This window comes from Streptomyces sp. NPDC093984 (genome assembly GCF_044764595.1).
GTDB classification, from domain to species: domain Bacteria; phylum Actinomycetota; class Actinomycetes; order Streptomycetales; family Streptomycetaceae; genus Streptomyces; species Streptomyces cynarae.
In genome coordinates this window covers 269,046-280,750 of the sequence record NZ_JBIWIM010000004.1, presented here as the reverse complement: position 1 = coordinate 280,750, position 11,705 = coordinate 269,046, and the positions used below count along the sequence as shown (strand labels likewise).

Genomic DNA, 11,705 nt, shown 5'->3' with positions numbered 1-11,705 from the left:
GCCGGATGAAAGTTGAGTCCCTCTGACTCAGCTCTGTTGACGCCGCGCCGACCCTCGTGCATCCTTGAGCCTGTTCCACTCAAGTCAGCTGGAGGATTCACCATGGCACGTGCGGTCGGCATCGACCTGGGCACGACTAACTCCGTCGTCAGCGTTCTGGAGGGCGGCGAGCCCACCGTCATCACCAACGCCGAGGGTGCCAGGACCACGCCGTCCGTCGTCGCCTTCGCCAAGAACGGCGAGGTGCTGGTCGGCGAGGTCGCCAAGCGCCAGGCGGTCACGAACGTGGACCGGACCATCCGCTCGGTGAAGCGCCACATGGGCACCGACTGGAAGATCTCGCTGGACGGCAAGGACTTCAACCCGCAGCAGATCTCCGCGTTCATCCTGCAGAAGCTGAAGCGGGACGCCGAGGCGTACCTGGGCGAGAAGGTGACCGACGCGGTCATCACCGTCCCGGCGTACTTCAACGACTCCGAGCGGCAGGCCACGAAGGAGGCCGGCGAGATCGCCGGTCTGAACGTGCTCCGTATCGTCAACGAGCCGACCGCCGCCGCCCTGGCCTACGGCCTCGACAAGGACGACCAGACGATCCTCGTCTTCGACCTCGGTGGCGGCACCTTCGACGTGTCCCTCCTGGAGATCGGCGACGGCGTCGTCGAGGTGAAGGCCACCAACGGTGACAACCACCTCGGTGGTGACGACTGGGACCAGCGCATCGTCGACTACCTGGTCAAGCAGTTCCAGTCCGGTCACGGCGTGGACCTGTCCAAGGACAAGATGGCTCTGCAGCGTCTGCGTGAGGCTGCCGAGAAGGCGAAGATCGAGCTGTCCTCGTCCACCGAGACCTCGATCAACCTGCCCTACATCACCGCCTCGGCCGAGGGCCCGCTGCACCTCGACGAGAAGCTGACCCGCGCCCAGTTCCAGCAGCTGACCGCGGACCTGCTGGAGCGGTGCAAGACGCCGTTCCACAACGTGATCAAGGACGCCGGCATCTCCATCAACGAGATCGACCACGTCGTCCTCGTCGGTGGCTCCACCCGTATGCCCGCCGTCGCCGAGCTCGTCAAGGAGCTGACCGGCGGCAAGGAGGCCAACAAGGGTGTGAACCCGGACGAGGTCGTCGCCATCGGCGCCTCGCTCCAGGCCGGTGTCCTCAAGGGTGAGGTCAAGGACGTCCTGCTCCTCGACGTCACCCCGCTGTCCCTCGGCATCGAGACCAAGGGCGGCATCATGACCAAGCTGATCGAGCGCAACACCACGATCCCGACCAAGCGGTCCGAGATCTTCACCACGGCCGAGGACAACCAGCCGTCCGTGCAGATCCAGGTCTACCAGGGCGAGCGCGAGATCGCGGCGTACAACAAGAAGCTCGGCATGTTCGAGCTGACCGGTCTGCCGCCGGCGCCGCGTGGCGTCCCGCAGATCGAGGTCTCCTTCGACATCGACGCCAACGGCATCATGCACGTCACGGCGAAGGACCTCGGCACCGGCAAGGAGCAGAAGATGACCGTCACCGGCGGCTCCTCGCTCCCGAAGGAAGAGGTCGACCGCATGCGTGAGGAGGCCGAGCGCTACGCGGAGGAGGACCACAAGCGCCGCGAGGCCGCCGAGGCCCGCAACCAGGGCGAGCAGCTCGTCTACCAGACCGAGAAGTTCCTCAAGGACAACGAGGACAAGGTCCCGGGCGAGATCAAGACCGAGGTCGAGGCCGCCGTCGCCGAGCTGAAGGAGAAGCTCAAGGGCGAGGACACGGCCGAGATCCGCTCCGCCACCGAGAAGGTCGCGGCCGTCTCGCAGAAGCTCGGCCAGGCGATGTACGCCGACGCCCAGGCCGCGCAGGCCGCCGCCGGCGGTGCCTCGGCCGGTGCAGGTGAGGCCAAGGCCGACGACGACGTGGTGGACGCCGAGATCGTCGACGACGAGCGGAAGGACGGTGCCGCGTGACGGAGGAGACCCCGGGCTTCGAGGAGAAGCCCGACGTCCCCTCCGGCGCCACCCCTGATGACGCCGAGCCGCAGGCCGCCTCCCCCTCTTCGGAGGAGGCGGCGGCCCCGGCGGGGGACGCAAGCGACAACAACGCCGGTCTGGTGGCCCAGCTGGACCAGGTGCGCAAGGCGCTCGGCGAGCGCACGGCGGACCTCCAGCGCCTCCAGGCCGAGTACCAGAACTACCGCCGCCGCGTCGAGCGCGACCGGATCACGGTCAAGGAGATCGCCATCGCGAACCTCCTGACCGAGCTCCTGCCCGTGCTCGACGACATCGGCCGCGCACGGGAACACGGCGAACTGGTGGGCGGTTTCAAGTCCGTCGCCGAGTCGCTGGAGACCGTCGCGGCGAAGATGGGTCTGCAGCAGTTCGGCAAGGAGGGCGAGCCCTTCGACCCGACCATCCACGAGGCCCTGATGCACAGCTACGCGCCGGACGTCACCGAGACGACGTGCGTGGCGATTCTGCAGCCCGGGTATCGCTTCGGCGAGCGCACCATCCGCCCCGCGCGGGTGGCCGTCGCCGAGCCGCAGCCGGGAGCGCAGACGGTCAAGGCCGAGGAGACCGGCGAGGCGGGCGACGACAAGGAGAACGGTGGCCCGGACGAGGGCTGACGTACACCACGAACGCGTAGGGAAGGAGGGGCGTCGGGGATGAGCACCAAGGACTTCATCGAGAAGGACTACTACAAGGTCCTCGGCGTCCCCAAGGACGCCACCGAGGCCGAGATCAAGAAGGCGTACCGGAAGCTCGCCCGCGAGTTCCACCCGGACGCCAACAAGGGCAACGCCAAGGCGGAGGAACGTTTCAAGGAGATCTCCGAGGCGAACGACGTCCTCGGCGACCCCAAGAAGCGCAAGGAGTACGACGAGGCCCGCGCCCTGTTCGGCAACGGCGGCTTCCGTCCCGGCCCCGGGGCGGGCGGCTCGTTCAACTTCGACCTGGGCGACCTCTTCGGAGGCCAGGGCGGCGCCGGGGGCGGCTTCGGCGGTGGTCTCGGTGACGTCTTCGGGGGCCTGTTCAACCGTGGCGGCGGCGCGGGCACGCGTACGCAGCCCAGGCGCGGCCAGGACATCGAGTCCGAGGTCACGCTGAGCTTCATGGAGGCGGTGGACGGGGCGACCGTGCCGCTGCGCATGTCCTCGCAGTCACCGTGCAAGGCCTGTTCGGGTACCGGCGACAAGAACGGCACGCCGCGCGTGTGCCCGACCTGTGTCGGCACCGGGCAGGTGGCGCGCGGCTCGGGCGGCGGCTTCTCGCTGACCGACCCGTGCCCGGACTGCAAGGGCCGCGGGCTGATCGCGGAGCACCCGTGCGAGGTCTGCAAGGGCAGCGGCCGGGCCAAGTCGTCCCGGACGATGCAGGTGCGCATCCCGGCGGGCGTGTCCGACGGGCAGCGCATCCGGCTGCGCGGCAAGGGCGCGCCCGGCGAGCGGGGCGGCCCGGCCGGCGACCTGTACGTGGTCGTGCACGTCAATCCGCACCCCGTCTTCGGCCGCAAGGGCGACAACCTGACGGTCACCGTTCCCGTGACGTTCGCGGAGGCGGCGCTCGGCGCCGACATCCGGGTGCCCACCCTCGGCGGGCCCCCGGTGACGCTGAAGCTGCCCCCCGGCACGCCGAACGGGCGTACGATGCGCGCCCGTGGAAAGGGCGCGGTCCGCAAGGACGGCACCCGCGGCGACCTGTTGGTCACCGTGGAGGTGAGTGTCCCGAAGGACGTGTCGGGGAAGGCTCGTGACGCGCTGGAGGCGTATCGCGAGGCGACCGCGGGCGAGGACCCGCGGGCGGAGCTGTTCCAGGCCGCGAAGGGAGCATGACCAGATGGACGGCCGTCGACGCAACCCGTATGAGCTGACCGAGGACACCCCGGTCTACGTCATCTCGGTGGCGGCCCAGCTCTCCGGACTGCACCCGCAGACGCTGCGCCAGTACGACCGCCTGGGCCTCGTGTCCCCGGACCGCACCGCGGGGCGGGGCCGGCGCTACTCGGCCCGTGACATCGAACTGCTCCGCCAGGTGCAGCAGTTGTCGCAGGACGAGGGCATCAACCTGGCCGGAATCAAGCGCATCATCGAACTGGAGAACCAGGTCGCCGCGCTCCAGTCCCGCGTCGCGGAGCTTCAGGACGCCCTCGACGGCGCGGCGGCGGCGATGCGCCAGCGGGAGGCGGCCGTCCACGCGTCCTACCGCCGGGACCTGGTGCCGTATCAGGAGGTCCAGCAGACCAGCGCGCTGGTGGTGTGGCGGCCGAAGCGGCAGCAGCAGGACTGAGGGGACATCCGACGCCGAAGGGGCCGGGAGGAGTCAATCCTCCCGGCCCCTTCGGCATGCGCGGCGAAAGGCGCCTCGGGTGCCTCAGAGCAGATCCGGCCGGATCCGGTAGGGATGCGCCGGCGCGGTCTCGCTGCCGTCGGCACGGACCCCGACCACCCGGTAGTACGAGATGGTGCCGAGCGGCTGGGTGGGGTCGAGGTAGGAGAAGTAGTACTCCGACTCCGGCTTCTCCGCGGGGACGGTGGCCAGGAAGTCGTACGTCTCGGTCGCGGGGTTCCAGCGGCTGACCCGGAACTCCTTGATGTCGCCGCAGGTGTCGCCGCGGCAGTCCCAGAGGGTTGGGGCGATGTCCTCGCTTCCCCGGTGCCAGCCGCCGGAGCCGTACAGCGGTCCCTGGTCGGCGCCGATGGGCTCGCCGGGGGCGATCGTCAGCTCGGTCGCGGTCACCTGCGGGGCCGACGGGTCGTTGGCGGACATCGAGTTGCCCCACTTGTCCCGTGCGATGACCGTGAAGACGTAGGTCTCGCCGTTCGGCACGTCCGGGCACAGGGCCGCGAGCGGGTCGTCGGGCGCGTCGTCGCACATCGGCCCGGCCAGCCAGTCCACGGTGCCGTCGGCGCGCCGTTTCCCGGCCAGGACACGGTAGGAGACGACGTCGTCGTCCACGGGCCGGTCCCACCGCAGGGCCACGCCGTCGGCCCGCGGGGTGGCCGTCAGGCCCGTCAGCGGGCGCGGGGCGGTGAAGTCGGCGGTGGTGACGGTGACGGTGTCGGACGCCTTCGACACATTGCCGCTGCCGTCGGTGAAGGTGACGCCGTAGGTGTAGGTGGTGTCGGGTTCCCAGTCGAGGTCCTTGCAGATGTACTCGACGTCCGCGCCGATGCCGCTGCCTTGGTCCGGGTCCTTGCAGGCGACCTTCACCGAGTCGGCGCCGAGCGTGCCGCCCTTGGAGCGGAGGACCGCGAAGTGGGCGCCGCTGTCCAGCTCGTCGGAGGTGGGGTCCTGCGGCGCGTACCAGTACAGGGCCACCTCGGCCCGGTCGGGGACGGCCCGCAGGCCGTGGGGCGGCGCCGGTGGGGTGCGGTCGAGGCTGTCGGAGGTGACGGGAGCCGAGTACGCTCCCGCGTTCCCGGCCGCGTCGTAGGCCCGTACGACATAGGTGTGCTGGGTCGCGGACTGCCCCATGTAGTGGGTGTAGGACGTGCCGGTGAGCTTCTCCAGGCGGGTGTTCGTCCCGGTGGCCGGGTCCCGCTCGTACAACTCGTACCCGGCGGCGTCCGGTACGGGGTTCCAGGCGATCACCATGCCGTACAGGTCGCCGTGCGCGCTGAGCCCCGAGGGCGCTGCCGGACCGGTGAGGTCGGGGGTGACCACGGGCAGGTCGGCCGTGCCCGCCGACTCGTTGCCGGCCTTGTCGTACGCGCGGACCTCGTAGTAGTAGGTCTCGCCGGTCGGCGGCGGGGTGTCGGTGTACGTGGTGGAGGTGGTCGTCGCCAGCGGCTTACCGGGGTAGGAGGAGCCCTTCAGCCGCCGGTGGACCCGGTAGCCCGCGAGGTCCATCTCGTTGTTCTTCGCCCAGACCACCTTCGCCTTGCCGGTGGTCCTGTCGTAGGAGACCGAAGCGCCGGTAGGGGTCAGGGGCTTGACCTTGTCGACCGTGGCCGACGTACGCGGCGCGTAGGAGAACGAGACGTTCGCCGTGCCCGTCCAGTTGACGTAGTCCACCCGCAGGGTGTGCTTGCCGGACGGGATGGTGGCGTTGACGGTCTTCTTCTGGGTGGTGGAGACGTTCTTCCAGATGTCGACCTTGCGGGTGCCGTCGAGGTAGACGCGGATGCCGTCCTGGGTGCTGACCGTGAAGGCGAAGGGGCCGCCGGAGCCGAAGTCGCGGGTGAGGGTCCAGCGGACGGAGAAGTTGTTGCTGGGCAGGCCCGAAGCCGGGGCGCCCGTGCCCCAGTTCTCGTTGACCGTGCTGTCGCAGTCGGTCTTCTTCGGGGTGCCCGAGAAGGTGGTGTTCGCGAAGAACTGCCGCTTGAACACCGGTGAGGTGCAGGTGGTCGCCGCGGAGGCGGGTGTGGTGACGGTGGTGAGCAGGCCGCCCGCGGTGGCGAGCACGACGGCGGTGGCCGCCGTGGCGGTCGTGCGTCGTCTGGCTGGGTTCATTCGGTCCTCTGATCGGATCGGGACGCGGCGAGGCGTTTGTGATCACGACCCGTGAGGCGAGGGAGAGGTTGTACAGGAACTTTACTTTTCGCTGACTTTTCGGGGGGTGAGGGCGGTGACACGTGTCTGTCGGCGCGTGATGCGGATCACGTTTCCCGGTATTTGACCAATATGACGCCCCAGCCGGGTAGTTGACCGCACGTCAGTTGTCGATCGCTCCAGGTGACGGGGTCGGCCGACGTCAGGCTGAGGCGTGGAAACAGCCCCCACGCAACGTTCTCTTGGTTTTCACTTGACTTGCACAGTGATCCTGTTGCCATCTCGTTAACCGGTAGTTCTTGACGCTGCCCACCGTCCCCGCGTTGGCTTTCAGCCACCTGGGTCGCAACGCTGCTCCCTCGCCCGGAAGGCACCTGATGTGAACGTTCGTACCACCCGTAGGACCGCTGTGCGTCGTACCGCCATAGCCCTGGCCGCCTCGGCGTCGGCCGTCTCGCTCGCCGCGTGCGGCGTCATCGACGGAGTCGGCGGCAGCAGCAGCTCCGCCACCCCGAAGAAGGGCAACGACATCACGGTCGGTCTCCTTCTGCCCGAGAAGGAGAACCCGCGGTACGACAGGTTCGACTACCCCATCATCGAGAAGCAGGTCGCCTCCCTCACCGACAACAAGGGCAAGGTCTTGTACGCGAACGCCGACGCCGACGCGGCCACGCAGAACAAGCAGCTCGACCAGATGATCGCCGACAAGGTGGACGTGCTGCTGGTGGACGCGGTCGACGCCAAGGCCATCGCGCCGGGCGTGCAGAAGGCCAAGGACGCGGGCATCCCGGTCATCGCCTACGACCGGCTCGCCCAGGGCCCCATCGACGCGTACATCTCCTTCGACAACGAACTGGTCGGCCAGGTGCAGGGCCGCGCCCTCATGGACGCGCTCGGCGCCAAGGCCGCGGGCAGCAAGATCGTCATGATGAACGGCTCGCCCACCGACCCGAACGCGGCGCAGTTCAAGGAGGGCGCGCTCAGCGAGCTCCAGGGCAAGGTCAACATCGTCAAGTCCTTCGACACCAAGGACTGGAAGCCGGAGAACGCCAAGGCGAACATGGCCGAGGCGATCCGGGCCGTCGGGCTGAGCAACATCGCCGCGGTCTACTCCGCGAACGACGGCATGGCCGGCGCCGTCATCGACGCGCTGAAGGAGGCGGGCGTCAGCAAGGTCCCGCCCGTGACCGGGCAGGACGCGGCGCTGGACGCGGTGCAACGGATCGTCTCCGGTGAGCAGTACATGAGCGTGTACAAGTCGTACCCGGAGGAGGCGAACAACGCCGCGGAGATGGCCGTGGCCAAGGTCCAGGGCCGCTCGATCGAGTTCGACGCACTGACCCGTGACCATGTCGACAGCCCGACGGAGAAGAACATCCCGTCGATGCTCGTGCCGGTGGTCGCCCTCACGAAGGACAACATCAAGGACACGGTGATCCAGGACGGCATCTACACCGTCAAGGACATCTGCACCACGAAGTACAAGGCGGACTGCTCCGCGATCGGCCTGCGCTAGCGCGCCTTCGGGGGACCGGGCGGCCCGCGTGCCGGCCCTGACCCCGACCGTGCCCCCTGCGACCCGCGCCCCTGAAGGGGCGCGGGTCGCGGCCTTTCCGGATCAGGGTGTTCCGCCAACGGCCCCGTCAGCTTGGTGCAGCGGGAGTTCCGGAGGTGGGGTGGAACCGGCATGATCCCGGGCAAGAGCGGGCGTTGTAGCGGGGGAGCCGTGTTGCGGTGGCGGGCGGGTCCGCGCATAGTTGCGCTGCGAAGGCGTGCGCGGCGCGGCGCGGACGGCGCGCGTCCGGGTGCGTGAGGGAGTCGCCGGCGGGCCGCGTCGCGCGGGACGCGGAGGCCAGGAGTCGTAAGCCAGGGGTGGAAGATGGCCGGGCACGGGACGGACGCGCATCCGCACGGCGCTGACCGGCTCTGCGAGGCCGGGACCCGCGTGTACTCCCGGGCCGTGCGTCGCGGCCGGGTGCCCCGCGCCGACGCCGCGAAGGTGCCGTGCCTGCTGGAGCTGGCGCTGCTGCACCCCGACCCCGACGACATGGACTGGCTGGTGCCCACCGCCCCGCAGGAGGTCATGACCCGGCTGCTGCGCGGGGTGCACGAGGAGGTCTCCGCGAGTCGGGCGCGGGTCGGCACGGCGGTGGCCGCCGTCGAGTGGTACGCCGGGCTGGGCGGCCGTGAGCAGGGCTCCCAGGAGGGCGTGGCGATCCGTGTGCTGGACGGGCTGACGCGGATCCGCGCCGCCATGGACGAGGCGACGGAACAGTGCACGACCGAGGTGCTGACCGTGCAGCCGGGCGGTATCCGCCGCGAGGACGAACTGGCCGAGGGCCTGCCGCGGGCGCTGGAGATGCGCCGCCGGGGCGTGCGCATGCGCGACCTGTACACGCATGTCGCCCGGCACGGCCAGGGCCTGCACACCTACATGGAGCTGATGGGCGAGGCGGCCGAGGCGCGCACCCTGGACGAGGTGCCCGAGCGGCTGATCGTCTTCGACCGCACCGTCGCCTTCATCCCCGCGAACGCGGACCGCACGATCGCGCTGGAGCTGCGCCATCCGGCCATCATCGAGTACCTGGTGACCGTCTTCGAACGCCTGTGGCGCCTGGCGATCCCGCTCACCTCGCCGCTGCCCGAGACGGGCATCGACGGCATCACCCACCGGGAGCGCTCCATCGCGGCGCTGCTCGCCGAGGGCCACCAGGACGCGGTGGTCGCCGAACGGCTGGGCATCAGCGTCCGCACCTGCCGCGCGCACATCGCCCGGCTGTCCGAGACCCTGGGCGCGGCGAGCCGTACGCAACTCGGGGTGAGGATCGCCCAGGCGGGCCTGGACGGTCCGCCGCACGCGCCCGAGTTGCTGCCGGTCACCGCTCCGGGCGCTCCGCAATCCCCGACCGAGCTGTAGAACCCCCGCGCTTCAGTGCTCCTCCTCCAGGATGCCCGACCGGGCGATGAGGTAGCCGAGTTGGGCGCGGCTGCCGCTGCCCAGGGCCTGGGCCAGCTTGGCGATGTGGGCCCGGCAGGTGCGGACGTTCATCCCCAGCCGGCGGGCGATGGCCTCGTCGACGTGACCCTCCACCAGAAGCTTGGCGATGGAGTGCTGGACGCCGGTGATGCCGTCGCGGGGGGGTTCGTAGGGCACTTCCTCGCGCAGGGGGGTGGCGCGGCGCCAGAGGTGCTCGAAGACCTTGATCAGATACTTGACGAGGCCGGGATGGCGGAGTTCCAGGGCCACTTGCTGGTCGTCGTGCGCCGGGACGAAGGCGACGGTCTCGTCGCAGATGATGAGCCGCCCTATGAGTTCCTCCAGCGTGCGGATCTCGACCTTGCCGCGTGACATGACGTCGACGTACGCCATGGTTCCCAGACTGTGGCGCACCGTGTGCTGGTAGAGCGTGCGCATGCTCACGCCGCGCTCCATCAGGGGCCGGTCCCGCTCGAGGGCCTGCCTCAGGATGTGCTCGCTGCGTCCGCCGCCCGGCTGGACGGTCAGGACCTCGTGACGGCATTCGGCCGTCGCGAGATTGAGCGCCGCGTTGATCCGGTCGGAGCCCTCGAGCACGGTGATGGCATGGGTGGGGGCGGGGGCCAGGGCGCTGAGCGCCATGAACGGCTCGAAGGATTCGGTCAGTTCGATGGAGATCCGCCGGCGGTCCAGGATCTCCCGCTCCAGCGGATGCAGCCGTTGGGCGAGCGCGACGGAGGGCGGAACCGGCCGCAACCAGTTCTCGTCGTCAGGATCCGGGTGCAGCAACGCGAACTCGAGGAGGCAGGGAGCGTCCTTGATCTCCGACCGGGCTATACGGCCGGTGCTCAACGCGCTTGCGTAGAGCTGTGTCCCCTCCTCGCAGAGATCGGTAATCGCGTGTGGATGTGTCCCTTTCGGATAGTTATTAGGCAAATCTCCACCCCCCAGGGTCCTGAACATGCAGGAACATGATGCATCGACCCTGTGGCATTGACGTGCCTGAATGAGCCATCGTCTTGGTGGCACGGGGGAAGGAAACTCGTTGAGTGAGGACGAAGCCGACTATGTACAAGAGAATGCTTCGATCGGCGCTTGCCGTTGCCTTCTCTGCGGCCGTGGTCTTCGGTGCCGGGGCGGGGACGGCGCAGGCGGTCGGCGTCGCCAAGCTGGACACCGGCTGGGGTGCCAGTGAGCCGACGGGAGTCGTCGCGACGCCGGCGGACACGGGTTGGGGGGCGGGCGCGCCTCTCGCCGCGCCGGAGACGACCTCATGACCACCCCGCCCGACGACCGGTCCTTCCGCCGGGAAATGGCCACCGCCTACCGCTCGGGCTGGCACTTCATCGACCTGGCCACCGCCATCCCCCACAGCGGTGACTCGTTGATGGTGACCGTGTTCGGCGAGCCCGTCGTCGTCACCCGTGACGAGGACGAGGACGTACGGGCGTACCGGCTGCTGCGGCGGCCCCGGGGAGCGCCGCAGCCCGTGCGGTGCGCCATCCGGTACGGAATGATCTTTGTGAACCTGGACCAGCGTGACCACCGGCTGTCCGACGCGGACAGCCCGGAGGTGAGGACCATCTCAGCCACCCCCCGCAGTGCCTGACGCGATTCCCCCGTCGTAACAAATCGCTCAGGTGCTTCCCCCCGCAGCGGCGTCACCGTGACCTGAACACGGTGACGCCGCTGCAGTTTTCGGCGGACATCTCCGGACATCACCCGGATCCGACGGTGGCCGAAATCAGTCGTGCCCGCGGGCCCGGCGGTCAGCCGCGTCCCAGCGCCCGGGAGAGCGCGATCTCGATCACCACCCGTGACGGGTTCGGCGCCGGCACCCTGCCGTAGCGCTCGGCATAGCGCCGCTCCGCCTCCGCGACCCGCCCGGGGTCGGCCGAGACGTGCGCGCGCCCCTCCAGCGTGGCCCACCGCCGCCCGTCCACCTGGCAGACCGCGACCGGCGCTCCCTCGGGCCCCGCCGCCGTCACGTGTCCCACCTTCGTGCTCGCCTTGTTCGTGATCACCCGGGCGAGCCGTGCCTCGGGGTCGTACGTCACTCCGACCGGGACGACGTGCGGGCTGCCGTCCGGGCGCAGGGTCGTCAGTGTGCACAGGTGTCTTTCGTGCCAGAACCTGAGGTACTCGGCATCGGGTGCGCCGGGGTCTTGGGAGTGCGTGGTCATGAAAACGGAACTTAGCCGTTCCTTCTCCCGCAGGATCCCTTGAGTGGAATAGACTCAACTTTGTGTACGTTGAT

The 11,705-nt window shown here is 69.4% G+C and carries 10 protein-coding genes; 7 read left to right on the top strand and 3 right to left on the bottom strand.

From position 1 onward, the window contains the following. The first annotated feature begins 102 nt into the window (after positions 1–102). From dnaK to ACIRC0_RS17280, 4 genes are read left to right on the top strand one after another with little or no spacing between them, the layout of a single operon-like run. Complete coding sequence (gene dnaK, locus ACIRC0_RS17295) at positions 103–1,950, top strand: molecular chaperone DnaK (protein ID WP_200422230.1); 1,848 nt, start codon at positions 103–105, stop codon at positions 1,948–1,950. Continuing rightward, positions 1,947–2,606, top strand: coding sequence for a nucleotide exchange factor GrpE (grpE, locus tag ACIRC0_RS17290; protein ID WP_403616992.1), 660 nt, complete (start codon positions 1,947–1,949; stop codon positions 2,604–2,606). Before dnaK ends, grpE begins: the two co-directional genes overlap by 4 nt. A 39-nt stretch (positions 2,607–2,645) precedes the next feature. Beyond that, positions 2,646–3,812, top strand: a complete 1,167-nt coding sequence (gene dnaJ / locus ACIRC0_RS17285; protein ID WP_403616991.1) for a molecular chaperone DnaJ — start codon at positions 2,646–2,648, stop codon at positions 3,810–3,812. Positions 3,813–3,816: 4 nt separating this feature from the next. After that, entirely contained in the window at positions 3,817–4,266 is a 450-nt protein-coding gene (locus ACIRC0_RS17280; RefSeq protein ID WP_200422233.1) for a heat shock protein transcriptional repressor HspR, read from the top strand. Positions 4,267–4,350: 84 nt separating this feature from the next. On the opposite strand, the gene ACIRC0_RS17275 is transcribed toward ACIRC0_RS17280, so the two are convergent. After that, positions 4,351–6,432: a fibronectin type III domain-containing protein gene (locus ACIRC0_RS17275; RefSeq protein WP_403616990.1), complete on the bottom strand. Its 2,082-nt coding sequence runs from the start codon at positions 6,430–6,432 to the stop codon at positions 4,351–4,353. Positions 6,433–6,880: 448 nt separating this feature from the next. Between ACIRC0_RS17275 and ACIRC0_RS17270 the strand changes: the two genes are divergently transcribed. Next, the gene (locus tag ACIRC0_RS17270) at positions 6,881–7,987 is read left to right on the top strand and encodes a sugar ABC transporter substrate-binding protein (protein WP_403616989.1); all 1,107 of its coding nucleotides are present in this window, start codon (positions 6,881–6,883) and stop codon (positions 7,985–7,987) included. A 363-nt stretch (positions 7,988–8,350) separates the two neighbouring features. Continuing rightward, complete coding sequence (locus ACIRC0_RS17265; protein ID WP_403616988.1) at positions 8,351–9,388, top strand: LuxR C-terminal-related transcriptional regulator; 1,038 nt, start codon at positions 8,351–8,353, stop codon at positions 9,386–9,388. 12 nt (positions 9,389–9,400) lie between these two features. Here the strand turns inward: ACIRC0_RS17265 and ACIRC0_RS17260 are convergent, their stop codons facing one another. Beyond that, positions 9,401–10,411: a helix-turn-helix transcriptional regulator gene (locus ACIRC0_RS17260; RefSeq protein WP_403616987.1), complete on the bottom strand. Its 1,011-nt coding sequence runs from the start codon at positions 10,409–10,411 to the stop codon at positions 9,401–9,403. Between the two features lie 310 nt (positions 10,412–10,721). Here ACIRC0_RS17260 and ACIRC0_RS17255 point away from each other — a divergent pair, with 310 nt between their 5' ends. After that, positions 10,722–11,057: a hypothetical protein gene (locus ACIRC0_RS17255; RefSeq protein WP_403616986.1), complete on the top strand. Its 336-nt coding sequence runs from the start codon at positions 10,722–10,724 to the stop codon at positions 11,055–11,057. Between the two features lie 160 nt (positions 11,058–11,217). Here ACIRC0_RS17255 and ACIRC0_RS17250 read toward each other — a convergent pair whose 3' ends face one another. After that, positions 11,218–11,631, bottom strand: coding sequence for a pyridoxamine 5'-phosphate oxidase family protein (locus tag ACIRC0_RS17250; protein WP_403616985.1), 414 nt, complete (start codon positions 11,629–11,631; stop codon positions 11,218–11,220). Positions 11,632–11,705 lie beyond the last annotated feature (74 nt).